General features: G+C 70.1%; 20 protein-coding genes and 5 pseudogenes. 14 read left to right on the top strand and 11 right to left on the bottom strand.

Annotated features, from left to right (window positions below):
* Positions 1–173: 173 nt before the first annotated feature.
* Positions 174–977 (bottom strand): annotated as a pseudogene (locus ACFWRV_RS27465) (MerR family transcriptional regulator).
* A gap of 13 nt (positions 978–990) precedes the next feature.
* A pseudogene (locus ACFWRV_RS27470) lies at positions 991–1,155 on the bottom strand (VOC family protein); the annotation flags it as partial.
* 165 nt (positions 1,156–1,320) lie between these two features.
* Here ACFWRV_RS27470 and ACFWRV_RS27475 point away from each other — a divergent pair.
* Positions 1,321–1,617 (top strand): annotated as a pseudogene (locus ACFWRV_RS27475) (transposase); the annotation flags it as partial.
* A 9-nt stretch (positions 1,618–1,626) separates the two neighbouring features.
* Here the strand turns inward: ACFWRV_RS27475 and ACFWRV_RS27480 are convergent.
* Positions 1,627–2,790 (bottom strand): serine hydrolase domain-containing protein, encoded by a 1,164-nt coding sequence (locus ACFWRV_RS27480; RefSeq protein WP_384338413.1) that lies wholly within the window; start codon positions 2,788–2,790, stop codon positions 1,627–1,629.
* A 231-nt stretch (positions 2,791–3,021) separates the two neighbouring features.
* Between ACFWRV_RS27480 and ACFWRV_RS27485 the strand changes: the two genes are divergently transcribed.
* Positions 3,022–3,798 (top strand): MerR family transcriptional regulator, encoded by a 777-nt coding sequence (locus ACFWRV_RS27485; RefSeq protein ID WP_384338414.1) that lies wholly within the window; start codon positions 3,022–3,024, stop codon positions 3,796–3,798.
* 322 nt (positions 3,799–4,120) lie between these two features.
* Here ACFWRV_RS27485 and ACFWRV_RS27490 read toward each other — a convergent pair whose 3' ends face one another.
* Positions 4,121–4,537 carry a VOC family protein gene (locus ACFWRV_RS27490; RefSeq protein ID WP_384338415.1) on the bottom strand — a complete coding sequence of 139 codons (417 nt, stop codon included), beginning with the start codon at positions 4,535–4,537 and terminating at the stop codon, positions 4,121–4,123.
* Between the two features lie 343 nt (positions 4,538–4,880).
* Complete coding sequence (locus ACFWRV_RS27495) at positions 4,881–6,473, bottom strand: molybdopterin-dependent oxidoreductase (RefSeq protein ID WP_384338416.1); 1,593 nt, start codon at positions 6,471–6,473, stop codon at positions 4,881–4,883.
* Positions 6,474–6,842: 369 nt separating this feature from the next.
* Here ACFWRV_RS27495 and ACFWRV_RS27500 point away from each other — a divergent pair, with 369 nt between their 5' ends.
* The 3 genes from ACFWRV_RS27500 (at position 6,843) to ACFWRV_RS27510 (ending at position 11,519) form a co-directional block, all read left to right on the top strand.
* Positions 6,843–7,667 (top strand): alpha/beta fold hydrolase, encoded by an 825-nt coding sequence (locus ACFWRV_RS27500; RefSeq protein WP_384338417.1) that lies wholly within the window; start codon positions 6,843–6,845, stop codon positions 7,665–7,667.
* A 258-nt stretch (positions 7,668–7,925) separates the two neighbouring features.
* Positions 7,926–8,330: a RidA family protein gene (locus ACFWRV_RS27505; RefSeq protein ID WP_384338418.1), complete on the top strand. Its 405-nt coding sequence runs from the start codon at positions 7,926–7,928 to the stop codon at positions 8,328–8,330.
* A gap of 354 nt (positions 8,331–8,684) precedes the next feature.
* Entirely contained in the window at positions 8,685–11,519 is a 2,835-nt protein-coding gene (locus ACFWRV_RS27510; RefSeq protein ID WP_384338419.1) for a sigma-70 family RNA polymerase sigma factor, read from the top strand.
* Positions 11,520–11,713: 194 nt separating this feature from the next.
* Here the strand turns inward: ACFWRV_RS27510 and ACFWRV_RS27515 are convergent.
* From ACFWRV_RS27515 to ACFWRV_RS27535, 5 genes and pseudogenes are all read right to left on the bottom strand, one after another.
* Positions 11,714–12,355 (bottom strand): annotated as a pseudogene (locus ACFWRV_RS27515) (FAD-dependent oxidoreductase); the annotation flags it as partial.
* Positions 12,356–12,561: 206 nt separating this feature from the next.
* The gene (locus tag ACFWRV_RS27520; RefSeq protein WP_384338420.1) at positions 12,562–12,789 is read right to left on the bottom strand and encodes a hypothetical protein; all 228 of its coding nucleotides are present in this window, start codon (positions 12,787–12,789) and stop codon (positions 12,562–12,564) included.
* On the bottom strand, positions 12,731–13,114 hold the full coding sequence (locus ACFWRV_RS27525; RefSeq protein WP_384338421.1) for a DedA family protein: 384 nt from the start codon (positions 13,112–13,114) through the stop codon (positions 12,731–12,733). Before ACFWRV_RS27525 ends, ACFWRV_RS27520 begins: the two co-directional genes overlap by 59 nt.
* Positions 13,051–13,455: a hypothetical protein gene (locus tag ACFWRV_RS27530; protein WP_384338422.1), complete on the bottom strand. Its 405-nt coding sequence runs from the start codon at positions 13,453–13,455 to the stop codon at positions 13,051–13,053. Before ACFWRV_RS27530 ends, ACFWRV_RS27525 begins: the two co-directional genes overlap by 64 nt.
* Positions 13,452–14,180 (bottom strand): class I SAM-dependent methyltransferase, encoded by a 729-nt coding sequence (locus tag ACFWRV_RS27535; RefSeq protein ID WP_384338423.1) that lies wholly within the window; start codon positions 14,178–14,180, stop codon positions 13,452–13,454. Before ACFWRV_RS27535 ends, ACFWRV_RS27530 begins: the two co-directional genes overlap by 4 nt.
* A 132-nt stretch (positions 14,181–14,312) precedes the next feature.
* On the opposite strand from ACFWRV_RS27535, the gene ACFWRV_RS27540 reads away from it, so the two are divergent.
* The 3 genes and pseudogenes from ACFWRV_RS27540 to ACFWRV_RS27550 form a co-directional block, all read left to right on the top strand.
* On the top strand, positions 14,313–15,458 hold the full coding sequence (locus ACFWRV_RS27540) for a sensor histidine kinase (protein ID WP_384338424.1): 1,146 nt from the start codon (positions 14,313–14,315) through the stop codon (positions 15,456–15,458).
* Positions 15,455–16,105, top strand: a complete 651-nt coding sequence (locus ACFWRV_RS27545) for a response regulator (protein WP_384338425.1) — start codon at positions 15,455–15,457, stop codon at positions 16,103–16,105. Before ACFWRV_RS27540 ends, ACFWRV_RS27545 begins: the two co-directional genes overlap by 4 nt.
* A 68-nt stretch (positions 16,106–16,173) precedes the next feature.
* Positions 16,174–16,281 (top strand): annotated as a pseudogene (locus ACFWRV_RS27550) (TOBE domain-containing protein); the annotation flags it as partial.
* 130 nt (positions 16,282–16,411) lie between these two features.
* Here the strand turns inward: ACFWRV_RS27550 and ACFWRV_RS27555 are convergent.
* The gene (locus ACFWRV_RS27555; protein ID WP_384338426.1) at positions 16,412–17,278 is read right to left on the bottom strand and encodes a DUF4394 domain-containing protein; all 867 of its coding nucleotides are present in this window, start codon (positions 17,276–17,278) and stop codon (positions 16,412–16,414) included.
* Between the two features lie 759 nt (positions 17,279–18,037).
* Between ACFWRV_RS27555 and ACFWRV_RS27560 the strand changes: the two genes are divergently transcribed.
* The 6 genes from ACFWRV_RS27560 to ACFWRV_RS27585 all read left to right on the top strand — a co-directional run bounded on the left by ACFWRV_RS27560 (position 18,038) and on the right by ACFWRV_RS27585 (position 26,821).
* Positions 18,038–19,639, top strand: coding sequence for a DUF4331 domain-containing protein (locus ACFWRV_RS27560; RefSeq protein ID WP_384338427.1), 1,602 nt, complete (start codon positions 18,038–18,040; stop codon positions 19,637–19,639).
* A 98-nt stretch (positions 19,640–19,737) separates the two neighbouring features.
* On the top strand, positions 19,738–21,093 hold the full coding sequence (locus ACFWRV_RS27565) for a tetratricopeptide repeat protein (RefSeq protein WP_384338428.1): 1,356 nt from the start codon (positions 19,738–19,740) through the stop codon (positions 21,091–21,093).
* Positions 21,090–22,757: a nickel/cobalt transporter gene (locus tag ACFWRV_RS27570; protein WP_384338429.1), complete on the top strand. Its 1,668-nt coding sequence runs from the start codon at positions 21,090–21,092 to the stop codon at positions 22,755–22,757. The genes ACFWRV_RS27565 and ACFWRV_RS27570 overlap by 4 nt, the downstream gene beginning before the upstream one ends.
* Positions 22,758–22,976: 219 nt before the next feature.
* The gene (locus ACFWRV_RS27575) at positions 22,977–24,293 is read left to right on the top strand and encodes a hypothetical protein (RefSeq protein ID WP_384338430.1); all 1,317 of its coding nucleotides are present in this window, start codon (positions 22,977–22,979) and stop codon (positions 24,291–24,293) included.
* A gap of 108 nt (positions 24,294–24,401) precedes the next feature.
* Entirely contained in the window at positions 24,402–24,902 is a 501-nt protein-coding gene (locus tag ACFWRV_RS27580) for a hypothetical protein (RefSeq protein ID WP_384338431.1), read from the top strand.
* Between the two features lie 269 nt (positions 24,903–25,171).
* A complete protein-coding gene (locus ACFWRV_RS27585; RefSeq protein WP_384338432.1) occupies positions 25,172–26,821 on the top strand; it encodes a DUF4331 domain-containing protein in 1,650 nt (549 codons plus the stop codon).
* The last annotated feature ends 39 nt before the right edge of the window (positions 26,822–26,860 follow it).

Consider the following 26,860-nt stretch of genomic DNA (forward strand, 5'->3'; position numbering starts at 1 on the left):
AGCCCAAAAGCTCCCATATTCGTCGGACCTGCCTCACGCGTCTGCCCGGGCCAACCCCGCGAACAGGCCCCGAAGGCCGCCTCTCCACGGGCACCCACTCGCTGGTATGCCGGAACCCCGTACGAGTGTCATCGGACGCCCGCGCCGGGATGCAGGCTTCCGGACCCGGCGCTCTACTGCCAGGTTGCGGTGTCCGGGTCGATGCCGTGGGCGCGTGCGCTGGCGTCGATGATTCGACGGAACCACGTGGCAAGGCCGGCGCGGATGCCGTCCTAGTGAGCAGCAAATCCCGGATCCGTCTCAAACTTGCGGCCGAGACAGACCTGCATCTGCCTGGTGAGGGGGAAGTACGAAGCAAAGACTTCGCGGTGCCGCTCGACGAGTTGATTCGCTTCTGGGCTACCAGGTGTGACGCCGACGTTCAGCGCATCCCCGAGAGCGCGGTCGAAGTCGGCAACGGCGTCGGAGACGTCCTGCCATTCCTTCGGACCGCGAGAGGCTGAGCCTTCGGCGTACTGCAGCCATTGCGTCGTGTCTCCGTAGCGCTGACGGGCTGCGGCGGGCCAGTCCGGGTTCCACTGGGGGCCGAAGACCGCGGCCTGCTGCTCGATGGTCAGCAGCAAGCCGCGCTCGTGGGCGTCGATCATCCGATCCAGTCCGGCGGTGAGCTGCTGGAGACGGTCGATCCGTTCAGCAACCTGGCTGCGCTGCGCGCGCAATGCGCCGGGCACGTCTGCGGTCGAGTCGTCCAAGACGGCCCGAATCCTGTCCAGACCGAGATCGATCTCACGGTAGACGACGATGCGGTGCAGGCGTTCCAGATCACCAGCGGTGTAGAGCCGATACCCGGCAGCGGTGCGCAGCGACGGTCGCGCCAAACCGATCTCGTCCCCATGGTGCAGCGCGCGGACTGTCACGCCCAGACGCGTCGAGACTTGGCCGACGGTCAGGCCTTCGGCGTCAGTGGCATCAGGCATGCTCCCCATTGCACCCGAGCCCGCGAATCCAGAAGTCCATCGACGCCGCCAGATCGCTCGTGGGGATCGTCACGAACGCAGGCATTCCATAGATGCCACGGAACGGCTCCGGCGGAACCGCACCCGGGCCGGGAGCAGGCACAGGACTCATCTCGAAGGCGTTGTAGTAGTCGCTCATGCGCCCACCCTCCAACCTCACGCAACGTGAGGGTCAAGCCTGGTCCGTAAGTCTCGCCTACCCCGACGATGCGACCAACGTAGGGCCGGGTACACCTAGGACGGGCTCTTGTCCGTTCCTGCTGGGCCCGGCCTCGGTGCCGGTCCGGCGTTGCGGAGGCTGTTCCGCTCGCGCCGCGGTCGACGACGGCGCAAGCCCGGCAAACTCCGCGCCGACAAGGGCTACGACTACACCCACCTGCGGCGATGGTTGCGCGAGCGAGGCATCACCCACCGCATCCCCCGCAAGGAAGTCGAGTTCCCGCAACGACTGGGCCGCCGCCGCTGGACCGTGGAACGCACCATGGCCTGGCTCGCCGGCTCCTGCCGCGTCCACGGAGGCTACGAACGCCAGGCCGACCGCTTCCTCGCCTTCACCAGCATCGCCTGCACCCTCATCTGCTACCGCAGACTCACCACATGAGATGGACTCTCAGTCCGTCGGCTGCGTCGGCTCGGCCATCTCGTCCGTCGATCCGGCCTGCGCGCCGCCGAACACCTCGTCGACGAGCCTCTCCATCGCCTTCAGGAACGCCCCGGCCAGGGACATTGCGGCGTCGTCCACATAGTTGAGCGAGGCGGTGAGGGTCTTGCTGCCGTCGGGCGTGCTGTACATCAGCGCCGCGTGGCCCGCGGCACCGCCGTTGTGGAAGAGGAGGGTGCCGCCGTCGGGGCCCGCGCCCTGCACCCGAAGCCCCAGGCCGAAGCCGCTCTTGGGGTGCGGCGTGCGCATCTCGGCCAGCAGCGCGGCGGGCAGGAGCTTCCCGCCCGCCAGCGCGGAGATGAATGTGTGGAGGTCCTGGGTGGTGGAGATCATGTCTCCGCCGGCGGAGATCCAGGAAGGGTTCTGGCGGGTGATGTCGACGGTCTTCTGCCGGCCGGCTTCCTCATACCGGTAGTAGGCGTGGGCGTGCGGCTCGGGGATCTCCGGTGAGGTGTACGGCGCCACGGTGTCCGACAGCCCGAGCGGACCCAGGATCCGCTCCTGCGTCTCCTCGCCGCACGAGCGGCCGGTGACCTTCTCGACCAGCAGTCTGGCCAGCACGTAGTTGGTGTTGGAGTAGCTCCAGTCCGTCCCCGGCTCGAACCGCGCCGGCTTGGACAACGCCAGCCGTACCAGTTCCTCCGGCGGGTAGGTCTTGAACCGGTTGTCCACCCACTCCTGGCCCGAGATGGTGCAGGGGATCCCGGCTACGACCGTCCCGTCCTCGAAGAGTTCGCCGGTGAAGTTGAACACCCCGCTGGTGTGCTGCAACAGCATCCGCACCGTTATCCGCCGGTCAAGGCCGAACTCGGGCAGGTAGTCGGCCGCCGCGGTGTCCAGTTCGACCTTGCCTTCGGCCACCAGTTGCAGCACCAGGGTCGCGGTGAAGGTCTTGGTGTTGCTGCCGATCCGGACGTACCCGTTGACCGGCGGCTTGCCAGCCTCGCCCAGCTCGGCCACCCCGGCACTGCCGACCCACTCGCCCCGCTCATCGTTCACGCGCAGCGACACCCCGGTGAGACCGGAATCGACGATCTCCTGGATGGCCTTCTGCAGCTCCGGGCGATCCTGTCCCGCAACGGAGTTCTCTGTGGTCTGGGGGGACTCGCTCATGGTCATTCCTCAATCTCGCGACACTTGGCCCTGGCGGCTCCGGCCCCTTCCAGGCGGCCTTGCGATGAGCGTGCACCCTGACCTCGGGTCAAGGTCAACCTCCATCGTGACCACGGGCTGACCGGCACCGATCATTGCGCGCTACCCTCGCCCCTGTGATCGCCCGCAACCCGTACCGCGAGACCTCGGCCGCGGCCGTGGCCGCCCACGATCTGGAGGTGTGCTGAGCCGATGGCGAACGGGCTCACGATCGGTCAGGCGGCGGCGTTCGTCGGCGTCACGATCAAGACAGTGCGGCACTATCACCGGCTCGGCCTCGTCGCCGAGCCGGAACGTGACGGTTCCGGCTATCGCCGGTACGGGTCGGCCGACCTGCTCCGGCTGATCCAGGTCAGGACCCTGGCCGGGGCCGGCGTACCGCTGGCCGAGATCGGCGACCTGCTCGATGCCGGTCCCGAGCGGTTTGCCGCCGCCCTGGACGACGTCCATCGCCGCCTCACCGAACGGATCGAGGACCTGGCCGCACGCCGCGACACGCTCCACCGGCTCGACCACAGCGACCGGGCTCTGCTGCCCGACCGGGCCTGCGCGATCTTGGACCGACTCACCGATCTCGGCTTCAGCCCCGACTACGTGGCCGTTCAACGCGAGGGTCTGGTGCTGGCCCGGGCACTGATTCCGGAGATCTTCGACGGCTTCCTGACCCAGCTCGAACACTCACTCGCCGACGCCGACTTCATCGAGCTGACCAAACGCAGCTGGGACGCCAGGTCCTGGGATCCCGACGACCCGCGGATCGACGGGCTCGCGTCCGCGGTGGCCGCCAATCTGCTGACCAACCGTGCGCTGCAGACGGTGCCGACCGGGTTTCAGAATCAGTCCGACGCCGCCGCCCGGTACGGACTGGTCAACCACCACCGGGAAGACCAGGGACCCTCCATCGCCCGGTTGAACGCCCTGGTCGAAGCGAACCTGCGCGCGGCCGGCATCTACATCCCTCATCAGTAACGCCCGCTCGGGAGAAGGCCGGGGCCGCAGACTGGACGTGGGCACCCTGCGGTCAGGCAACGAGGATATTGACGGCTCCCCGGAGACTGATCAACTCGCCGAACACGTACCGTACTTGTCTGCACCATGAGCAGCCGACTGACCAGCGGATGAGCTTGACAGCCCTAGATAGCCAGCGGCCCGCCCTCCCGGCATCTGATCACCTGCTCGGGTGCCTACGAGCGCAGCCGCGGTGAGTACCGGGACAACCTCGTTGTCTGCGCCGGCCTCGACAAGGGACGCAGCCGTGAGGAATGAAGCGCGCATCCCTGAGCGCGTGAGGTCAACTTCCCGGTGCGAACAGCTCCAGAGCGATGTCGTCCGGGTCGCGGAATTCCAGGATGTATCCCGCTCCGATGTCCTTGATCCCCTCGTGAGCCACCCCGAGCTGGTCGAGGTGGCGCGATGCCCGCTCCAGGTCCGCCCGGCCGTCCACGGCGAAGCTGACGTGGTCCAGGCCCACCCGGTCCTCGTCGAAGCGGTCCGAGGCCACGGGCCGCAGACCGAAGAGGGAGTCCCCGAGCTGGTAGATCACCCCGCCGAAGAGGAACGAGAGCTCCTCCCGGGTCTTCTCGTCGGCGTCGGGAGGGAGGTCGAAGGCCACCGGCAGCCCGAGGACCGCGTCGTAGAAGGCACGGGAGCGCTCGATATCGGTGACGGTGAGACGCACGTGGGCGAAAGCGCGGGGCTGAATCGTCATGACCCCATGCTGCACCCTCCCCCGTGTTCCCCGGGTCTCCACTCGCCGACCGGACCGGCGAATCCACGGTGCCGGGCGTCGCCCGCGGGCGGGAGGGCTGGGCCACTCTGCGAGGAATCGCCTCGCGGACCGATCCACCGCCCGTCCGGTGGCGAAGGGCCTGTGCGTGCAGGGCCCGCCCCCCGAGGAGCAGGCCCCCGGCCGATTCCGCGTCCGGGGTTCTCGCCGGTGACGGAACCGGGTGCAGTGCGGCAACGGAGGTTCAGGTTTCCGGTCCCAGCGCCAGGCCCATCGGCTCCGACCTGCTCGTCAGCATGTGAGCGAGCCCCAGCGGCGCTGCGGGTCAGTCGATGGTGACGACGACGGACGGCCAGCCGCTGGCACCGTCGGGGACCGTCCCCGTCCGCTTCTCCGTCTGTACCTGTCCACCGCGTTCGGTGGCGCGGGCGGTCAGCGTGTGGCTGCCGGGCGTCGCCTTCCACGGGAAGGACCACTGGCGCCACGTGTCGACGCTCGCTTCCGTCGCCAGGTCGGCGTCCTGCCAGGGGCCGTCGTCCACCCGGACCTGAACGCGGTCGATACCGCGGTGCTGCGCCCAGGCGACGCCGGCGACCATCACCGTCCCGGCCTCGGACCGGGACAGCGGCTTGGGAACATCGATCCGCGACTGCGTCTTGATCGGTGCCCGACGGGCCCACGAGCGCTTCACCCAATACGGGTCGTAATCGGCGAACGTGGTCAGCTCGATGTCCTCGATCCACTTGCAGGCGGAGACGTATCCGTACAGCCCCGGAATGAGCATGCGGACCGGGAAGCCGTGAATGAACGGCAGCGGCTGCCCGTTCATCCCGACCGCCAGCATCGCATCACGCCCGTCCATGGCGGCCTCCACCGGGGAGCCCAGCGTCATACCGTCCACGGAGCGCGCCACGAGCTGATCCGCGGCACCGCCCTTCGACGGAGGCCTGACCCCCGCTTCGGCCAGGACGTCGGCCAGCCGTACGCCCAGCCACCGCGCGTTGCCGACGTACGGCCCGCCGACCTCGTTGGATACGCAGGTCAACGTGATGTCCCGCTCGATCAGTTCACGCCGGAGCAGGTCCTCGAAGGTGAGGGTGACCGGGCGGGCGACGCCCTTGCCGTGGATGCGCAGCCGCCAGGTGTCCGCGTCCACCTTCGGCACCACCAGGGCCGTGTCGACACGATAGAACGCCTTGTTCGACGTGGTGAAGCGGCTGATCCCCGGAACCTTGAGCTGAGTGCCGGGCGGCAGCGGAGGCGCCGGCGAAGCGGGGGCGGGCAGCCGCACCGCGTTCCGGGACTCCACCGCCGCCTGCGACGCGTTACCGGTGAGATAGCGACCGAGCGCTCCCACACCAAGTGACGCGACCGCCGCCGCCGACGCGCCGATGACGAACCCACGCCGGTCCCAGGCCGCTTCACGACCCGGTTCCGCGCCCGCCGTGGTCCTGCCGGCACGAGGAGGCTGGGTGAGCCGTCCGATGAGGTAGTAGAGCAGCGCCGCCGCCACCACGGCGCCCACCACGGAGGGGAGCGCGTCGGTGAAGCCCGACGAGTCCGGCCGGGTCAGCGCAGCAGTCGCGCCGATCACCCCGAAGATCAGAACCCCAGCCGCGCCGACCCGCCGGAACCGGAGTGCCACCACGCCCAGCACGATGGCCAACGCGGCCAGCGTGGCGAGGATGCCGAGTTGCAGAACCAGTTTGTCGTCCTCGCCGAAGTGGCGGATCGCCCAGTCCTTGACCGGCGTCGGTGTACGGTCGATGGCCGCCCCACCCACGGCAGTAAGGGGTCCCGCCTGCGGGCGGACCGCGGCGGAGACCAGCTCAGCAACCGCGAGAGCCGCGAACCCGGCAAGCAGGCCGCTCAGCGCCCCCAGTGGCAGACGGACCCAGAGTTTCGCAGATGTCGTCACACCCCAGAGTCCAGACCAACTGCGCCTGTTTCGCCCGCCCTGCCGGGCCGGCCCGATGGGATGCCACCCGAATACACGACATGGAGGCACCTAAGCGGTCGGCGGCCGACGCCACAGTCGCTCCACCGGGTGGCGGCCAGGCCCAGCACCACGCCGACCAGATGCTCCAGGTCCGCGATCCCGCCGGTGGGCTTCGCCGTGGGGCAGCCTTTCAGGAGCAGCGACAGTCCGGGCGAGCCGGCCCGCCACACCGATAGCAACCCGCTGAATTACCCGTCCGGCTGAAGCCCTCGGGGGCTGTTGAAGGGGAGGTATCAGGCATTCTCTAGGTGAGACGTACTCGTCGTGCCGAAGAAGGGGAGAACTGCCATGGGCTGGACGCTTGACGAGGAATTCGAGACACCTCAAGGGGTCGTGCGATGGGCGGTTCTTGGCAGTGGAGACCCGATTGTGTTGGTTCACGGCACACCGTATTCCTCCTTTCTTTGGCGGGACATCGCTCCAGCGCTTGCCCGTACCCGCACGGTCTTCGTCTTCGACCATCTCGGCTTCGGCCAGTCGGAGCAGCGCGAAGACCAAGACCTGAGCCTGGCGGCTCATGCGAGGAATTTCGCCCGACTTCTCGAACACTGGAAGCTGAACTGCCCCAGCGTGGTCGCCCACGACATCGGCGGGGCCGTAGCGCTTCGGACATTGCTGCTGGAGGAGCAAACCTATCGGGACTTGACACTCTTCGACGCGGTGAGCGGCGGCGAGTGGGAGCGTGGACTCTTCCAGCTTTTCCTGGAGCATACGGAGGTGTTCCAGAAGATTCCGGACTACGTGCACGAAGCGATCGTCGCCAGCCACCTGCGGCACGCCACGCACGTCGGCTTCCGGCCGGGAGTTCTCGACGAATTCCTCGCACCATGGCGGGGGGCCGCGGGGCAGGCGGCGTTTTACCGCCAGTACAGCCAGATCAGGCAGACGGACACTGCGGTGTATGAGCACTTGCTGGCTGGACTGTCTCTTCCGGTACGGCTCATCTGGGGCCGCGAGGACCGAATCCTCCCTCCGAAATACGCCACGTGGTTGCACGAGCGTATTCCGCACGCCGAGTTGCACTGGATCGAGGAAGCCGGCCACCTCCTCCAGGAAGACGCGCCTGCTCAGTTGGCGGCCTACCTGACTGACGGGTTCCCCTCAGGAAGATGAGGAGCAGCACGCCATCAGCGGGGAGGGTGGATCGTTCACGAGGAACTCAGTACCGACTTGTGCCGAGGGTAAAGTCATCAAGGCCGGCAGCCGGGTCTGCAAGTCTCGTGTGGTCTGCCTTGGACGCGCGTGGCTGCGGGCTCCTTGCCCTGCGGGTCACTAAACTGCAGCCGCCGTCAGTGATTCGCCGCAGTGCACTCCGGTTCGATTACGGACCGAGGGAAGTCGTCGTTGCCAGCAGAGTCGATGGGGAATGCTATGCCTGTTCAGGCCAAGACGTTCGGATTCGGTGTTCCCTGGGAATCCATTGCCGGGTACAGTCAGGCGCTGCAAGCAGGTGAGACTCTCTACATCTCCGGTCAGGTGTCTCATGACGAAGCGGGAACCTTCATCGGCGCTGGAGACATCGATCTCCAAACGACGACCGCCTTCGACAACTTGGATCTCGTGCTGGGGCACTTCGGTGCCGCACGGAATCAGATCGTCGAGACCACGCTGCTGATCGTCGATCTACGGCAGAACTTTGAGGTGGTGGCGCGCCGTCATGCGGAGTATTTCGACGGGCACCGGCCCACCTGCACCGCGTTGGGTGTCGTCGATCTGGCTCTGCCGGACCAGCTCATCGAAATCGGCGCGGTCGTGCGTCTGGACCTGAAGCCTTAGGCCGTCGGGGGCATCGGCATTGACCGGCCGGCGGCTCGCGCCCGGCAGCTTGGAGTCCCACTGCGCCACGGGGCGCGTACCCACCTCCACACGTCGCTCTCACCCCACGCGTCATCGACGGCCACGGCACCCTCGATGCCGGCACCTGGCGCGGGGCTGGGTGGCCCTTCCGCGCCCTCGGATGCCCCTGAGCCAGACCTTTGTCGCCCGGCCCTTGACGCCTGCGCAATCGGCGCACGCGGCCGGCCGCTCGTCGGCGCGGGAAAGTGTTATGCCCGGCGCGCCCCCTCGTCTCCTGGTGTTGCAACCACCCACCAGGGCGGCCGTGACCGCCGTTGTTCGAGGATGTATCGCATGCGACATGACGGGTCCCACGGGGCCGACACGTTTCCGGACCGCAGCACGGTCGAAGCCGCCCGCGACGGGGACGACGGGGCGGTCGAGAGGCTCACCGCAGGCTCGCTGCCGCTCGTGTACAACGTGGTCGGCCGGGCGGCGGAGGCCGATCTCGACGTCGATGACATCGTGCAGGACACGATGCTCGCGGTGATCCGCGCGCTGCCGGAGCTGCGGGACGCGGGGAAGTTCCGTTCGTGGCTGGTGGCCATCGTGATGCGACAGCTCACCGACGCCCGGCGCCGGGCGCGGGCCGGGCGGCTGACGACGCTGGAACACGCGGAGGAGCGGCACGCCCCGGAGCCGGACTTCGCGACGATGTTCCTCCTGCGGCAGTCGCTCACCGTCGAGCAGCGGCAGGTCGCCGCGGCCACGGCGTGGCTCGACCCGTCGTACCGGGACCTCCTTTCGCTGTGGTGGCTGGAGGCGTGCGGCAGGCTGTCCCGGAAGGACATCGCGGTGGCGACGAATCTTCCGGCGGCGCACCTCGCGGTCCAGGTGCAGCGGATGAGGACCCAGCTGGACGTGGCGCGAACGATCGTGCGCGCGCTGTCGCGCACACCGCGCTGCGCGGAGCTGACCGAGGTGGCGGGCCCGGGCGACCCCGAGCCCAGCCCGTTGCTGCGCAAACGGATCGCCCGGCACGTCCGCGGCTGCAAGCTGTGCGGTCCGGTGTCGGCCCGCCTTGTTCCGCCGGAGCGGCTCCTCGCGGGCCTGCCACTGCTGCTGCCGGGCCGAGCGGGGGAGAAGGGGGCGGCCGACGCCGCGGAGTGGGCGGGACAGCAAGGTCTCGGTGAAGCGGTGCGTCCGACGGACACCGGCGGCTGGTCGGCTCCGGGCGCGGACGGCCCCGGCGGGGCCGGATTGCCGGACGCGGCAGGACGTCCCTACGAGACCGCCATCCACCGGAACGCACCGCGCGGACACGGCCGTCATGCGACCGGCCGCCCGCGGGGCGACCACGGTGTGCTCGGCGGAATCTCCGCCAAGGTGACGGCCGCGACGGTCGGGGCCGGGGTGGCCGCGCTCGTCGCGGGGGTCGTCGTCGCGCTCCCGTCGGGGAACGCCTCCGACGCGCGGGACACGGCGTCGCAGGTCACGCCGTCGGCGGCGGCGCCCACTCCCGCCCCGAGCCGGAGCACCGCCGAGCCGGTCGTCCCCGCGAGGAAGCCCATGCCGATCCGTACCCCCTCCCCCGTCGCGCCGCCGGTCGTGCGCACCTCCCTGCCCGCGAAGACCCCCGCTCCGACCCTCTTCGTGAGCGCGGCCGGCAGCGACTCCAACGCCGGGACCTCGGCGGGGTCACCGTTCCGCACGGTCCAGCGGGCCGCCGACGTGGCCGAGCCCGGTGACGTCGTCGCCGTCATGAACGGCACCTACTCCGAGCCCCGCAAGGGCTCCAACGTGCTGACCGTCAAGCGCTCGGGACGCCCCGGAGCGCCCATCACCTTCACCGCGTATCCCGGTCACCACCCGGTCCTGCACCCGAAACAGGGCTGGAACGGCATCAGCATCTTCGGCGCGTCCCACATCGTCATCAAGGACTTGGAGGTCAAGGGCAACAACGCCGCCCTCACGCTGGGCGCCGCCGAGCGCTCGTCGAGCACGACGGATCCGACGTTCAACACCAACTGCATATCCGTGGAGAAGAACCGGGAGTCCGGCGCCTTCTCCGACCACGTCGACATCACGGGCAACACCGTGCACCACTGCGCGGGCGGCGGCATCTCGGCGATCGAGGCCGACCACGTGAACATCACCGACAACCACGTCTACTCCAACGCCTGGTTCACCGTCTACGGCACCAGCGGCATCTCGATCCTCACGCCGCGCGACATCGGCGGCGGCGACGCGCGGACGTACAAGACCCGTATCACCGGCAACCGGGTCCACGACAACGAGACCAAGGTCAAGTGGGAGGGCTGCCGCTGCTACTCCGACGGCAACGGCATCATCGTCGACACCACCAAGGGGCGGCCCGCCTACAACGGGCGCATCCTGGTCGCCGACAACGTCAGCTATGACAACGGCGGTTCGGGCATCCACGCCTACAAGAGCCGACACGTCGACATCGTGCACAACACGGCGTACCTCAACGGACGCAGCACCCGTATCGAGAAGCCCTACGCCAACATCTACGCCCACGACAGCACGGACGTGAAGCTGCTGAACAACATCTCCTACGGGCGTCCGGGGCAGGCCACCAACAGCAAGTCCCGCAACGTGAAAGTCACCTACGACTACAACGTCTACTTCGGCGGCAAGGCCCCCGAGGTCAAGGGAGCCCACGACATCATCGCCGACCCGAAGTTCACCGCCCCCAGTAGGACCGCGGATGCGGACTTCCGGCTCGTGAAGGGCTCGCCCGCCATCGCGTCCGGCACGCCGTTCGACGCGGTGACCAAGGACCTGAGCGGTGCGGGCCTGAAGGGCGGCGCGCCGGACCGGGGCGCGTACAGCTACGGAGCCGGCGTCGGCGCGCGGCCCGCGACGGTCGGCGACTCAACCGCGCCCGGCCAGGCAGGCCCAGCCCCGGGTGCTGGCGAGCCGTCCGGTGACACGGACCCGAGCCCCTCGGCCGACGCGGCATCGATGGGCGGCGCGGGCGCAGATGCAGGTGCGGAGACCGGCGCAGCCGGTGACGACGGCTCAGGCCTGACGGCCCACGGCGGCAGCGAACCACTGGCGCAGACCGGCGGCTCCGACCCGAAGCTGCCGCTGGGCATCGCCGCAGCCGCCCTGGCCCTTGGAGCCGGACTCGTCGTGCTCGCCCGCCGCCGTCGGCGTTCGTAACCCGCCCGGACCCCCGTACGACCGTCCCCGGACGCCCGCGCCGGGGACGGTCGGGACCCTGATCCTGGTGCCGGCCCTCCCTGCCTGCTCGGGGGCCGGCACCACTCACCTTCCGTGAGCTGGATTGTCCGACAGCTGGTCAGGGACGGAGAAGGCGCCTCTGACCAGAAAGCATGAGGATGCCTGCTGTTGACCGTGTTGTTCTCGGAGTCGATTCCCTGGAGGTCGGCGCCTTCGAAGGTGGCGGCTTCGGCGCCGCGGGGGAACATGGTCTGTTCGTACTCGGTGAGCGCGGTCTCGATGTCGTCGGCGTGGGCGGCGAGGGCCTTGCCGAGTTCGGCGCCGTCGAGCATGGCCAGGTTGGCGCCTTCGCCGTTCGGGGCCGTGAGGTGGGCGGCATCGCCGAGCAGGGTCACCCCCGGCACCCGGTCCCACCGGTGCCCGGTCGGCAGGGCGTGGTGGGAGCGCAGCACCGGCGCGCTGTCGCCGTCGGTGATCAGCGCGGTGAGCTCCGGAGCTCAGCCGTCGAACTCCGCCGCGATCAGCGCCCTCGCCGCGTCGGCGTCGGCGAAGTCGATGGCGGCGAACCAGTCCAGCGGCCTGGACAGCGACACGTAGGCGTGCAGGGTGTCGCGGCTCTCCCGGTGAGCGAAGATCTCCCTGCCCGGCGTGGGCGCCATCATCGACCCGCCGCCGACCGCCTTCGCGGCGGCCGGGTGCCGGGTGTCGGCGCCGACGATCGTGACCGGGGTGCGCATGGTGGCTGCTTCGGGATCGGGCCGCCCGGTGAGCTCCGGCCGGCCGTCTCTGGACAGGTGCCAGCCCCCGCCGACGAGCTACCGACGTCCGACCCACAGCCCCCCGCAGTGCTCCGACATGGCACCGACAGCGCAGGTCAGCCGGCTGTCAGCCGGACAGGGCCCCTGTGACTTCTGAGGTGCCTGCCACCGGAACCGACCGCCCAGCCCTCCCCGCACCCGCAGAACCGTTGCGCCCTCACCCGCCCGGCCCCGCGCAGGAGTCATCCCCCCCTGTGCGCGGATCAGGTCGTCGGGCCACGCCACTGCGCGCCGTCCGGACGGGCGGCGTGGTCGAGGACGGCGCACATCCGGGTTACCTGACCGTGGATGACCGCGGTGCCCGGGTCGTCCGCGAGCAGCCGCCTCGTGCCGGTGACCACGGAGGCGACCGCGACGAGCCGCACGTGCTGGTCAGCGCTGAGCCAGGCCGCCTCCGCGAGGACGCACGGCACCACGGCCAGTACGCTCATCGTCCCGGCGTCCACGCCGCCCGTATCCTCGGTGATCCGCCCGGGCCCGGCTGCGGATTCCGCGGCCGCCCAGGACCGCCGCGGCGATCACTGCGGCGCCAGCGGCGAGGGCCGGGCCGCCGTAGGTGATGATGTGCTGGAGGGATGCGGCCGCGACGTATCCGATGGTGGCTTCGGCGCCGGCCCACAGCGGTGCCGCGAGCAGGCTGTAGGGGGCGATGCGCCGGTAGGGCAGGTGGGTCGCCCCGGCCAGGTGCGGAGTCAGGGTGCGTACGACGGGAACGAAGCGGGACAGGAAGACGGCCTGACCGCCGCATCGGGCCATGAGCGCTTCGGTTCGCTGCCAGGCGGCGGTGGGGATGCGGCGGCCGAGGCGGCGGTGGGGATGCGGCGGCCGAGGCGCCCTGTGCGCAGGCGGCTGCCGAGCAGATGTCCGGCGCGGTGGCCGAGGGCGTCCCCGGCCACGACCGCGCCCGCTGCGATGGCGATGACCAGAACGAGGTTCAGGTCGCCTGTGCGGGCGAGTGCACCTGCGGCCAGCAGGAGGGTCAGGGTCGGGATGAACGCGCCGAGCAGCAGCACGGACTCGGCGAGCACCGCGGCGGCCAGGATCGCGTAGGCGGCCGGGGCGGGAACGTGGCCGATCAGTCCGGTCAGGGTGTTCACGAAGCAACGCCGGCCGTGATGTCCGGCGCTGCCGGGGCGGATGCTCGGGCGGGGCCGCGCAGCTGCCAGATGCTGGCCGGGGGCAGGTTGCCCCATACCGTCCAGCAGCCGGTGGCGTACCGGCGCTGGTAGCCGGCGAGAACCTCTTCGACGGCGCGGTGGCGGCGGGCCTCGGCGCGGGAGGCGGTCAGGGCGCGGGCGTAGCGGGTGCCGCGGTAGGTGAAGTAGGTGATCGTCCCGCCGGGGTGGAGCAACTCCAGGTATCGGTTCATGATCATCTCGACCTGGGTGGGAGAGAAGTTGGTGAAGGGCAGGCCGGAGACGATCACGTCGTAGGGGCGGCTGGTGTCGAGCTGTTCGACGAGGGCGTGGTGCACGCGGACCCGTTCACTCTCGCCGGCCAGTTGCGGATGGGTGCCGACGAGGTGGCGCAGCTGTGCGGCGAAGCGGGCGTTGGCCTCGACGATGTCCAGTCGGCTGCCCGGGGAGAGGCGGGAGATCAGGGTGCGGGTGACGGAGCCGGTGCCCGCGCCCGCCTCCAGCACGTTCAACGGCCGCGTTCCGTGCTCCTGGACCGGGTCGGTGAGCAGGCGGGCGAGCGCCTTGCTGCTGGGAGCGACGGCTCCGGTGGTGCGTAGGTCGCGGGCTGCTTCGAGGAGGAAGATCCAGCCCTCCGCGTTGCGCTGCGCGAGGACACGGTCGTGTGAGGTGGTCCAGTCGTCCATGGCTTCGACGCTAAGGACGGCCGCTCTCCTGCGGATCGTCCCTTGTGCGACCGCCTTCCCCTACCAAAGTAGGGGGTGGCCAAGGTCGAACGATGGCCGTGAAGCAGACGGGCACCGGCCTACGCTGCACAGGTGAAACGGGAACAGAGCCGCAGATGGGTCGTGTACGGACGCTATGGCCTGGTGGTGTTGCTCACGCTGGCCGCGGTCCAGAACGCGGCATCGAGTGCCGGCGGCCAGTACGGTGTCGTCCGCACAGCGGTGGCGCTCGCGTGCGGGCTCGCCCTGCTGCTGCGCGGGGCCCCCTGGTGGCTCGCCCCGGCTCTGACCACGGCGGCGGCGGGCGTGTGGGGGTGGCCCCTGCTCCCGCTGCTCCTGCTGGCCCTGTTCGACCTCGCCGCCCGTCGGCGCGTCCTGGCAGCCGTGGTCTGCTCTGGCGTAGCGCTCACCGGAAACGCCGTCCTGCACCCGGCTGTGTCCCTGTGGAACCCGCAACCCTATGGTTCGGTGCTTTTCGTGCTGCTGGCCGTGGTGGGCGGGCTGTGGATGGGAAACCGGCGCCGCCTTGTCGAGGCGTTGAATGCCCAGGTGGAGCATCTGCGGACCGAACGGGAACTACGCGAGCAGGCCGCCCGCATGGCCGAGCGCTCCGCCATCGCGGCGGAGATGCACGACGTACTCGCCCACCGGCTCAGCCTGATCGCCCTGCACACAGGTGTCCTGGCCACAAGAAATGACGCTCTGCCGGATGCCGTCGTCGAACGCCTCAGCCTGCTGCGCACCGCCTCCACCGACGCCCTGACCGATCTGCGCGACGTGCTCGGCGCCCTGCGCGCCGAAGCCTCCCCGGCCACCGACCGGCCCGCACCGGCGCTGCGCGACGTCGAAGACGCGATCGGGCAGGCACGGGCAGCCGGACAGGTCATCGACACGAACGTCGAAGGCAGTCCGGAGCAGGCTCCCGCGGCGCACCGGCTGGCCGTCCACCGGCTGGTGCTGGAAGCACTGACCAACGCCCGCAAACACGCCCCCGACGCTCCCGTGCGCGTCCGCGTCGACTACGGGCCGCCCGCCACCCTGATCGAAGTCACCAACCCTCCCGGCACCAGTCTCCCTGGCGCTCAGGCGGTTTCCTCGGGATTCGGCCTCATCGGTCTGCGCGAGCGCGTCGAAACACTGGGCGGGCACCTGAACGCCGGGCCCGGCGGCGCCGGCACCTGGCGACTGGCCGCCCGCATCCCCCACCGCGTCACCGAACAGAACGGTCCCCGCACGTGATCCGCGCCATGGTCGTCGACGACGACGCTCTCGTCCGCCTCGGACTGACCGACCTCCTCGACAGCGACGACACCATCGAGGTCGTCGCCCAGGCCACCGACGGGCTCCACGCCATCGAGCAGGCCACCGCCCACCGCGTCGACGTCGCCTTGGTCGATGTCCGCATGCCCCGCATGGACGGCATCGCCGCCACTCGGCGACTGCGGGCCCTGCCTCACCCACCGAAGGTCATCACCCTGACCACCTTCGACCTCGACGAATATGTCTACGACGCCTTGGCCGCAGGCGCCGACGGCTTCCTCCTCAAGGACACCGATCCCGCCGAGATCTTGCGCGCCGTCCACCTCGTCGACGCGGGTTCCGCCATGCTCCACCCCGCCGCCGCCCGCCGCCTCATCGACCGCTACCACCACACAGGCCGCCCCCGAGCAACCCAGGCACAGAGTCGCATCGCCCCCCTCACTCCCCGCGAAAAGGACGTCCTGGCCCTGCTCGCCGAAGGAGACACCAACGCCGACATCGCGAAAACGCTCGGCATGCAGGAGAGCACCGTCAAATCCCACGTCAGCCGCATCCTGACCACCCTGGGCGTCACCAACCGCGTCCAAGCCGCACTCCTGGCCCGCGACGCGGGCCTCGCACCCTGAGCTTGTCGTTCATCCAACGCGCCGCAGTGTGGTTCCCACCTGGTGATGGGTGGGACGGCTGTATGCCCCTCACTGCGGCCATCACCGAGAAGGCCGCCGCCGAACGGGGTCTGGCCGTCGGGTCACCCGTCGTCGCATTGATCAAGTCGACGGAGGTCTCCCTCGCGACCGCCTGACAGCGGCTCCCTCTCCACTGGCTGACCGCTGCGCCGACAACCCCGTCGTCCACACCGGTCCGACCGGACCTGATCACGACGAGCTGCCGTCTCTCCCGCAAGGAGGCGACTATCCGCCGGTGGCTGTGGATCAGCCCTGTGCGAGAGGCAGGGCGAGGTCGGTGACCTGCCGGCGCTGGGGGAAGGCGCCGAGGTCGCGGGCGGCCCCGGTGAGCACGTCGACCTCGAACAGACGGGCGGCACCAGCGGTGTTGAGGGTGGCGAAGCCCCGGTTGGTGCCGTGCTTGGGGGAGAAATAGATGTCGAAACCGGCGTCCGGGCCCGCATTCACTCCGAGGTTCCCGGTCGGGGCGAGGGTGCCGGCGTTGGCGGGCGACTGCAGGGAGACCCGGTCGGCCATGGCGTCGATGTCGAACAGGGTCGTCGCGGTCGCCGTGTTGAGGTCGTTGTTGGTGTACGCGGCGCCGGTGACGCCCGTCGCGGTGGTGGGCGGCATGGTCGGGTTGGTGAGCGTGCCGTCGGTCGTGGTGCCCAGAGGGGCGGCACTGTCGTCGATGTTGTGCCGCAGGTTCTGCCCGGTGTCACTGATGACACGGAGCCGGTTGGCGGCCGGGTTGAAGTCGACGCCGAACTGCCGGCCTGCGAGGGCGACAGTGAGCTGGGAGACCTTCGTGGCCCTGGCGTTGGTGGTGTTGAGGGTGTAGACGCCTCCCTGGTCGCCGATGCCGTAGAGCTTCGCGTTCTGCACGCGGAAGTCGATGCCGACGACCTTGGTGTCACCGCGCAGGCCGGACACCCTTCCGATGTTCGTGGTGCCGGCGGGCCGGTCGACCCTGAATTCGACCAGGCGTTGGTCGGCGGTCAGCCCGACGGCGGTGAGCGCCCTGTGCCCTCGGTGGTTCATGTCGCGGCCGTCCGCGGACGCCAGAGCCGGAGCGGACAGGGCGGCGGCCACAGCGACCGAGACGGCGGCTACGACGGTTCTACGCGTACGCATGATGCTCCAAGGGAATCGCGGTGTCCCGCGGAATGGCGAGCGGGTTCATGACGGATTCGGAGCCCGGGCACCCGCGGATGGGAAGAATCCCCGAAAGTCACCCCATCGGAGTCATCAACGGGGTTGAGCGGCCATCACGTGCGGGCGGGTGGCACCGGTACCGGGGGCGCAGACCGGCGGGGCCAACGGGCCGGGCCTTGCGAACTCCGCCTTCTCGCAGCGTTTTTGTGCTCCATCAACCATCGATGCGGCGGGCCGGATGCCCCTCGACGTCCGCTTAACCGATGAACGCGATACGCCGACGGAGTGAATTCCCCTCGCCTTCCTTCTTGCGAACGGCTTGCAATAACGGGGCTGTGCCCCTTTCGGCCCAGTGGCCCGCACGTGTGTCGCCGCAAATTTTCGCGGGAGGTCCACCGCACCGTTTTCCCGTCCCACCGGCCTTTTCCTCCCTCCTGGGCCGCTCGGCTGACCCGCGGATCCGGCCCGAGTGTGCACAGGAGGTGGTTTCGGCGTGCTTGTCTACGGCTGCGCGGCTCCTCGACGCGTCTTTCCTCCATGCGCGGCCCTCCCACGCGCAGCTCTTCGACGAGGGACCAGGTCTCGGATCACCTCGTTGATCCGCACCGTTCCTGTCACCCGGTCAGGGCGAATCTTCCCGCCCTTGCGCCGAAACGCCACACCACCCATCCGCCCACCCCTCGCTTCCGCATGCCGTCACACATGCCGGACGGGGGGACAGCAGACAGAAGGAACAGCGTGAAGGATTCTCAGTCAAAGCCCCGCTCACGACGCGTCCTGGACCGGTCCCTGCTCGTGCTCGGTACCACCACCCTGGCCGCGGGACTCGGAGCGATGACCCTCGCCCCGGGCCTCAGCGCGGCCTCCAGCCACCGCGAGGCGCCCCTGATCGCCGGGGACCCGCGGGCGGACAACACCGACGTGTACGCGTTCAGCAGCCCCGACAAGGCCGACACCGTCACGATGGTGGCCAACTGGATCCCCTTGGAGGAGCCCAACGGCGGCCCGAGCTTCTACGCGTTCGGCGACGACCTGCGCTACAACATCAAGATCGACAACACCGGCGACGGGGTCGCCGACGTCACGTACAGCTGGCGCTTCCGCGGCAGCTACCGCGATGACGCGAACCAGTTCCTCTACAACACCGGCCAGGTCACCACACTCAACGACCCGGACCTCAACTTCCGCCAGGTCTACGACCTCGTCGTCACGACCGGAGGAAAGAGCCGCACCCTCCTGCGGAACGTCCCGGCCGCGCCCTCCCGTACGGGCCAGGCGTCGATGCCCGACTACGCGGCGCTGCGCAAGCAGGCGACCTTCGGTCTGCCCGGCGGCGGCAAGACGTACGCGGGCCAGGCCGAGGACCCGTTCTTCGCCGACCTGCGTGTCTTCGACCTCCTGTACGGCGGAGACCTGAGCGAGCGGGGACAGGACACCCTGGCCGGCTACAACGTCAACACCATCGCGATCCAGGTCCCCAAGAAGCAGCTCGCCCTCCGGGGCAACACCTCCCGCAACCCGGTCATCGGGGTGTGGTCGACCACCGAGCGCGCGGGCGTCACCGTCAACGACTCCCGTGACGCGAAGTCCAAGAAGCAGTGGAAGCAGGTGTCACGCCTGGGGAACCCGCTGGTCAACGAGGTCGTCGTCCCGCTGAAGTTCAAGGACGCCTTCAACACCCTCAACCCGAGCCAGGACCGTACCGTCCAGCCGGTCGTCGACAAGGTGCTCGACCCGATCCTGCCCAAGCTCATCCAGCAGGTCTACGGCATCCCGGCCCCGCCGACCCCTCGCAAGGACCTCTTCGAGATCTACCTGACCGGCATCTGCAAGGCCTGCGGCCCGATCAAGGCCGATCTGAACGCCCACCGCCTCAACAAGGACGCGACGCTGAGGAAGATCGTCCCGGCGGAGGAGCTGCGCCTGAACATGGCGGTGCCGCCCACCGCCAAGCCCCAGCGGCTCGGTGTCCTCGCGGGCGACCTGGCCGGCTTCCCGAACGGGCGCCGCCTCGCCGACGACATCGTCGACATCTCGCTCCAGGCCGTCGAGGGCGCCGCCCAGACCGGCGTTCTCGTCCCCGCGCTCGCGGACGGCGACAAGGTCGACACCAACGAGGTCCCGTTCGGCGCCTCGTTCCCGTACGTCGCGCTGCCGCACACCAAGAACGTGAACCGCGGCCCCGGTGCGACCGGCCGCAGTGCCGAGCAGACCGCCACGGAGAACGCCGCGGCGAGCACCGCCATGAAGCCCACCCAGGCGGCGGCGCTCGCCGGGGCCGGCGCGCTCCTTCTCGGCGTCGGCGGCTTCCGCCTCCGCCGCCGCGGCAAGGACAGCTGAACCGGCCGCAGCAGCACACGGATCGAGGCCGCGAAGGTGTCCGGGCCGGGGAGCACAGCCCCGGCCCGGGCATCACCGAACCATGGGGAGGACCTTTCGTGCACCCGGACCACACCGCACCCACGTCGACGCCACCGCCGGCCCCGTCGCGAGGCGGCCGGCGGCTGCGAAACATCGTGGTCACCCTGGCCCTGGGCGCGACGATGTTCGCCGTCGGCGCGGTCATGCTGACGCCCGGCGGGACCACCGCTGTCCGCCCGGCCGGCCGCGGCCAGCCGGACGTGGCGCCCCGTGGGTCGATCGAAGCGCTCCAGGCCCGGGTGTCCCGGCTGCCGAAGGATTCCGGCGGCTGGGCCGCCCTGGGGATGGCCTATGTCCAGCAGGCGCGCAGCACCGCTGACCCGGCCACCTACGACCGGGCCGAGAAGGCGCTGCGGACCTCTCTCTCCGTGCAGAGCGAGGACAACACGGACGCGGAGACCGCCATGGGCGCCCTGGCCGCGGCCCGCCACGACTTCCCCACCGCGCTGCGCTGGGCCCGCAAGGCCACCACCAGCGGGCCCTACAGCTCCTCCGCCTACGGAGTCCTCGCCGACGCCCACACCCAACTCGGGCAGTACGACGAAGCCGACGAGGCCGTCCAGAGGATGACGGATCTACGCCCGGACGCCGCCTCCCTCGCCCGCGCCTCCTACGCCTTCGAGCTCAAGGGGAACACCACTCGGGCCCGCGCCCTGATGCAACGGTCCCTGGCGGCGGCGGCCACCCCGGCCGACAAGGCTTTCGCCCACAGTGTTCTGGCAACCCTCGACCTCCAGGACGCGAACCCCCGGGCGGCTCTGGCAAGGACGCAGACCGCGCTCAGGACCGCCCCGACGGATTCGGCTCTCCTGGAGACCCGTGCCCGCGCCTACCTGGCACTGGGCGACACCACCAAGGCCCTCGCCGACTACCGGTCGGCCATCGCGATCGCCCCCCTGCCGCACTACCTGTTGGGCCTGGGCGAACTGGAGCAGGCCCTGGGCAACCGCGAACGGGCCGAGGAGAGTTACGACCTCCTGCGCGCGCAGGACCGTATCCGGGAAGCGGCCGGCGACCCGGCGGACACCGACGCGATCCTCTTCGAAGCCGATCACGGCAACCCGCGACGCGCTGTCACCTTGGCCGAGGAGACCCTCCGTAACCGCCCCTTCGTCGCCGTCCACGACGCGTACGCCTGGGCACTGCACCGAGCCGGCCGGGGCGCCGAAGCCCTCGCCCAGGCCGACGAGGCCCTGGCCCAGGGCACCCGCAGCGCGCTCTTCCGCTACCACCGCGCCGCCATCCACCACGCCCTCGGCGACCCGGAAGCGGCCCGCCGCGACCTGACCGAAGCGCTGCGCGAGCCGGGCTTCCACCCCCTGCACGCCGGCGCCGCCCGTGACCTGCTCCAGCGAATCGACACCACACCATGAACCACACCCTGCGCCGAGCCCTCACCACCCTGGCCGCCGGCGCCCTCGTCGCCGTCGCGAGCGTGGCGTCCGCCCCCGCCGCCACCGCCCACCCTCTGGGCAACTTCAGCGTCAACTACCACACCGGCCTCGTCCTTCGGCCCGACCGGATCGACGCCCGCGTCGTGGTCGACCATGCGGAGATCTCAGCCCTCCAGCAACGCTCCGCCATCGACACCGATCGCGACGGCGAAGTCAGCGAGGACGAATCGCGCGTCCACGCCGAGAAGACCTGCTCGGACCTGAGCGGGCAGCTCCGCCTGAGCGTGGGCGGTACCCAGGCGGACTGGAAGCGGTCCTCGGCCACCCTGGTGTACGAGAACGGGGAAGCGGGCCTCAAGACCAGCCGCCTGACCTGCTCGCTGACCAGCCAGGCCGACCTCACGGAGCCCGCCGATATCCGGGCCGAAACGGACTACGACACCCAGCGCGTCGGCTGGCACGAGATGACCGCAACCGGCCAGGGCGTCAGGATCACCCGGACCGATGTGCCGGCACGTTCCACCACGCGCGAGCTGCGCCAGTACCCGCAGGACCCCCTCGCCTCCCCGCTGGACCAGCGCGAGGCGGAACTGCGCAGCGAACCCGGGCAGGGTGCGGGAGCCCTTCCGGCGGTGGCGGCCGACCTCCCCGGCTCGGGCGTGGTCAGCGAGGTGCTCGCCAAGGTCACCGAGACCTTCGACTCGCTCGTCGGGGCCCGCGAGATCACCCTGCCCGTGGGGCTGCTGGCCCTGCTCCTGGCGCTCGTCCTCGGGGCCTCCCACGCGGCGATGCCCGGCCACGGCAAGACCATCATGGCCGCCTACCTGGCGGGCCGCCGCGGCACCCGGCGGGACGCCCTCACCGTCGGCGCCACCGTCACCCTCACCCACACCGCAGGCGTCCTCGTCCTCGGCCTGGCCCTCCCGGTCTCCACCCATCTGGCGGGTGAGTCCGTCCTGTTGTGGCTCGGCGCCGCCAGCGGCCTCCTGGTCACCGGCATCGGCCTCTGGCTCCTTCTGGGCGCAGTCCGGGGCAGGCCGCAACACCAGCACCATCACCACGGCCACAGCCACGGCGACGTCGGCCATCACCACCACGACCACAGCCATGATCATGACCACGGCCACAGCCACGACCACGGGCCCGGTCGTCCCCACCGCCATGGGCCCGCCGCACCGCTCCCCGCGCTCGACAGCTCACCGGCCAAGGAGCTTCGGTCGAACCCCGCGGTCGCGACCCTCACCCCGCCGGACCACGAGCACCACCTGTCAGGCACATCGAAAGCCCCCGAGAAGGTCCGGCGTACGAGCAGGTCCGGCCTCATCGGAATGGGCATCGCCGGCGGCCTCGTCCCCAGCCCCTCCGCCCTCGTCGTGCTCCTCGGTGCCGTCGCCCTGGGGCGTACGGCCTTCGGCGTCCTCCTCGTCATCGGCTACGGCCTCGGCATGGCAGCCACTCTCACCCTCGCCGGACTCCTTCTCGTCCGCCTGCGCGAACGGATCGAGAACCACGACCGGGCCCGGACACTCCGCCACAACACCCTGCTCAGGAAGCTGGCACGGACCGGCCCCGTCATCACCTCACTCCTCGTCATCGCCGTGGGCCTCGGCCTGACCCTGCGGGCAGCCGCGGGCAACGGCTGACTCCTGCGGATCACCGCCGCGCGCCCTGCGCGATGCCGAGGACAGGGGCGGCCTGCACGAAGCGAGGAGTCCGCCGGCGCATCTCTGCGGCGAACCGGCCGACTTCCGCCTCGCGCCCGGCGAACCAGGCGTCCGCGCACGGAACATCAGCATGCGGCGAGTGCTCCTCGGGTACTCATGGAAGGTCTGCTCACCGTGAGCGGAGGCGGCGGGGTTGACGTGAACGCTGGGCACGGGCTTCTGGTGCTGATGGGCTCCGGCGAGACGAGCCCGACCATGGTCACTCTGCATCGGGAGGTCACCGCCCACCTGTCCCGCGAAGCCGATGCGGTGATCTTGGAGACGCCGTACGGCTTTCAGGTCAACCGCGCCGACATCTCCACCCGCGCCAGGGAGTACTTCCGTCGCTCGGTGAGCCTCGCGACCGTGGTCGCTCCGGACGCGCAGAACGACGGCCCCTCGGGCGACGGCGGCGCGGACAGGGTTCGCGACCGAGTCCGCAGGGCGGAGTGGGTCTTCTCCGGGCCCGGCAGCCCGTCGTACGCGCTGGGCCGCTGGAACACCCTGCGCCTGGGAGAGATTCTCCGCGAGCGAGTGAGCCGCGGGTACGGCGTGACGGTCATGGCCTCCGCGGCGGCCTGCACGGTCGGATTCGCGGCGCTGCCCGTCTACGAGATCTACAAGGCCGGGCATCCACCCGAGTGGCTTCCCGGGCTGGACCTGATGGGCACGCTCGGACTTCCGGTGGCGGTGATCCCGCACTACGACAACACCGAGGGCGGCACGCACGACACGCGATTCTGCTACCTGGGCGAACCCCGCCTCAGCGCTCTGGAAGAGGAACTACCCGACGGCAGCGCCGTCCTCGGCATCGACGAGCACACCGCCGTCATCGTCGATCTCGGCACCTCGCGGGTACGTGTGTCGGGTCGGGGCGCCATGACGATCCGGCGTAAGGGAAGCAGCACCCCGGTGTTCGGCGGCACCACGCTGCCCCTGGAGCAGCTGCGTGGCCTGGTGAGAGGCACACCGTCCGCAGCGGTCCCCTCGTCTCGTCGGCCCCCCGAGGACGCCGACGACACCGCGCACCGCGCCGGGGGCGGCGCGGCCACACTCCAAGAAGCAGTCGCTGCGGCCGAGTTGAAATTCAACGCCGCCCACAAGGCGAGGGACGCCGCGAGAATGGCCGACATTGCGGTGGAGCTGGAGTCGGTGATCGCGGCATGGAGCGCCGACATGGAGGAGGACCAGGGCGGGGAATGGGCCCGCACCGTACTGCATGGCATGATCCGGCGTCTCGCGGGAGCCGCCGGACGGGGTCTGTGCGAACCGGAGCGCACACTCGGGCGGATCGTGACTCCTCTGCTGGAGCTCCGTACGAGGCTTCGCACGGAGGGCGCCTGGGAGCTGGCTGACGCGGTGCGCGAGGCCGTGGCAGCCGGGGGCGTCCAGGTCCGCGACTCAGCGGAGGGCAGCGAGTGGCGGTGGGAAGGGGAAGCCGACGACCAGCAGGCCGGTTCCCGTGCGGAAGCGTAGGAGCCGCGACCCTTTTCGGTCGAATTGCGCATCTGCATATGGTTTGCAATAAGATCGCCGAAGGGCCCCTCCCCTCTGGGGCCGCCGCCGACGATGGAGCCGTGCACCATGCCGCTCACCCCGCTCCAAGCGCCCGATGCGCCCCCGGTCGCTGTCGAGGTGGTGCTGCTGCGGCACGATTCGGCCGATGGCTTCACCTACCGCCGACTCGTCACGGCACTGCACAGGGAAACCAGCCCGGACCGGGCAGCGAGGAGTCTCGCGCTCCTGGATGAGGACGACGACACCCATGTGGTGCACTCGACCAGCTGGCGCGCCACCCGCCAAGGCGGCATCACCCTGACCTATCTCGTCCACCCGGACCCCGCCCCGGACCGCCCCGGCATCCCGCTCCTGGAACCGCACGTGATCGCACGCGCCCCCCGGCCGGGCCACCCGACGCCCCCAGGTCTGGAGATGGACCACGTGGTGGCACACGCCGTACGGCACCTCGCGTTTCTCGAAGGCGCCGACCCCACCATCGCCGCGCATCTCGCCACGCATCCCGAACTCGTGCGCTCCCTACGATCCCTGCCCTCGACAACCGCCGGAGAAATCCAGTACGCCTGACTCACGCCCCTTCGACCGCATCCGGCCACGGCGCGCCGGAAGGCAGGCGCGTCCCCGATCAGCTCAGCCGCCGTTGCGGCGCCGTCTGCCTCATGGTGACCTGAAGTCGACCCAGGGTCACATTGTGGGATTGTTTCCGCACTGATCGTCGCTCAGAGCGACCTCTTGCGGGCCCGTGTGGCCCTGGAAGCTCCAGCTCCCAGCCGCCCGCCAGGACTACCGAGGCAAGCGGCTCTCACCGGAAACGGACTCCCATGCCCTCTCCCCGCATGCTCCGACGCCGCCCCGCTTCCCGTCGGGCCGAGCGCGCCCTCGCCGCCACCGGCGCACTGTCCCTGCTGACTGCCGCGGCGGTCACCGGCCTCTCCCCCGCCTCCAGCTCGGCCTCCAGTCACCGCGAGGCACCGATGACCGCCGGAGACCCCAGGGCGGACAACACCGACGTCTACGCCTTCACCAGCCCGGACAAGCCCGACACCGTCACCCTGGTGGCGAACTGGCTGCCGTTCCAGGAGCCGAACGGCGGACCGAACTTCTACCCGTTCGCCCAGGACGCCCGCTACAACATCAAGATCGACGCGGACGGCGACGGCAAGCCGGACACGACCTACACGTGGGAGTTCACCGACCACATCCGTGACGCCGCCGACCAGTTCCTCTACAACACCGGGGTCGTCAAGTCGGTGGACGACGAGACCCTGAACTTCCGGCAGACCTACAGCCTGAAGGTCACCGACAGCAGCGGGAACACCAAGACGCTCCTCAAGGACTCGCCGGTCGCACCCTCGAACGTCGGCAAGGCGTCGATGCCCGACTACGCCTCCCTGCGCAAGGAAGCCGTGGTCCCGCTGCCGGGCGGCGGCACGACCTTCGCCGGCCAGGCGGCCGACCCGTTCTTCCTGGACCTGAGGATCTTCGACCTCCTGTACGGGGGCGACCTCTCGGAGACCGGCCACAACACCCTGGCCGGCTACAACATCAACACCCTCGCCGTCCAGGTGCCCAAGTCGACGCTGGCGCTCAAGGGCGACGCCAAGCGCAACCCCGTCATCGGCGTGTGGTCCACCACCGACCGCCGAGGAGCGGCCGTCACGGGCACCGGCGGTAAGGGCACCGAGGACGCGAAGGCGGTGGACGCACAGGGGACACCCACCAAGGACGGAAACACCGACGAGTGGCGGCAGGTGTCCCGCCTCGGCCACCCGCTCATCAACGAGGTCGTCGTGCCGCTGAAGTTCAAGGACGCCTTCAACGCGCTCAGCCCGGAGAAGGACGCCACGATCACTCCGGTCGTCGACAAGGTCAAGGACCCCATCCTCCCCAAGCTCATCCAGAACATCTACAAGGTTCCCGCCCCCGCCACCCCGCGCAACGACCTCGTCGAGATCTTCCTCACCGGGATCTGCAAGGAGTGCGGCCCCATCAAGGCGGACCTCAACTCGCAGCGCCTGAACCAGGACGTCGACAAGGCCGCGGTCGTCCCCGCGGAGATGCTGCGCCTGAACATGTCCGTCCCGCCCGCCGCCAAGCCCAACCGCCTCGGCGTCCTCGGCAAGGACCTGGCCGGATTCCCCAACGGCCGCCGGCTCAACGACGATGTCGTCGACATCGAGCTCCAGGCCCTCGAAGGCGCCGCGCAGACCGGGAAGATCGTGCCCGCCCTCGCGGCCGGGGACGCCGTCGACACTCCCTACCGCGAGCCCGGCGACACCTTCCCCTACGTAGCGCTTCCCAACACCGCGGCCGTCAACCAGGCCGACTCGCTCCACCCCGACGGCGGCGTCGGCGCCGGCCTCGGCGGCCTCGCCTCAGGCGACGGCTTCCCGGTCGTGCCTGTCACCGCCCTGGGCGGCGGGGCGCTTCTGGCGATTGCCGGAGTGCTCGCCCTGCGCCGACGACACGGCGCCGGCCAGGCGTGAACAGCCCGCTCCTTCCCGGTCGTCCGACCCGCCGATGGC

The organism is Streptomyces sp. NPDC058576, assembly GCF_042718715.1.
In the GTDB taxonomy this organism is placed as follows: domain Bacteria; phylum Actinomycetota; class Actinomycetes; order Streptomycetales; family Streptomycetaceae; genus Streptomyces.

Excerpts from the sequence above, each read along its gene's own strand:
- ACFWRV_RS27480 (WP_384338413.1), bottom strand. The coding sequence starts at position 2,790 with ATGAGCGAGTCCCCCCAGACCACAGAGAACTCCGTTGCGGGACAGGAT.
- ACFWRV_RS27485 (WP_384338414.1), top strand. The coding sequence starts at position 3,022 with ATGGCGAACGGGCTCACGATCGGTCAGGCGGCGGCGTTCGTCGGCGTC.
- ACFWRV_RS27490 (WP_384338415.1), bottom strand. The coding sequence starts at position 4,537 with ATGACGATTCAGCCCCGCGCTTTCGCCCACGTGCGTCTCACCGTCACC.
- ACFWRV_RS27500 (WP_384338417.1), top strand. The coding sequence starts at position 6,843 with ATGGGCTGGACGCTTGACGAGGAATTCGAGACACCTCAAGGGGTCGTG.
- ACFWRV_RS27505 (WP_384338418.1), top strand. The coding sequence starts at position 7,926 with ATGCCTGTTCAGGCCAAGACGTTCGGATTCGGTGTTCCCTGGGAATCC.
- ACFWRV_RS27510 (WP_384338419.1), top strand. The coding sequence starts at position 8,685 with ATGCGACATGACGGGTCCCACGGGGCCGACACGTTTCCGGACCGCAGC.
- ACFWRV_RS27520 (WP_384338420.1), bottom strand. The coding sequence starts at position 12,789 with ATGAGCGTACTGGCCGTGGTGCCGTGCGTCCTCGCGGAGGCGGCCTGG.
- ACFWRV_RS27525 (WP_384338421.1), bottom strand. The coding sequence starts at position 13,114 with ATGGCCCGATGCGGCGGTCAGGCCGTCTTCCTGTCCCGCTTCGTTCCC.
- ACFWRV_RS27535 (WP_384338423.1), bottom strand. The coding sequence starts at position 14,180 with ATGGACGACTGGACCACCTCACACGACCGTGTCCTCGCGCAGCGCAAC.
- ACFWRV_RS27555 (WP_384338426.1), bottom strand. The coding sequence starts at position 17,278 with ATGCGTACGCGTAGAACCGTCGTAGCCGCCGTCTCGGTCGCTGTGGCC.
- ACFWRV_RS27570 (WP_384338429.1), top strand. The coding sequence starts at position 21,090 with ATGAACCACACCCTGCGCCGAGCCCTCACCACCCTGGCCGCCGGCGCC.
- ACFWRV_RS27580 (WP_384338431.1), top strand. The coding sequence starts at position 24,402 with ATGCCGCTCACCCCGCTCCAAGCGCCCGATGCGCCCCCGGTCGCTGTC.
- ACFWRV_RS27585 (WP_384338432.1), top strand. The coding sequence starts at position 25,172 with ATGCTCCGACGCCGCCCCGCTTCCCGTCGGGCCGAGCGCGCCCTCGCC.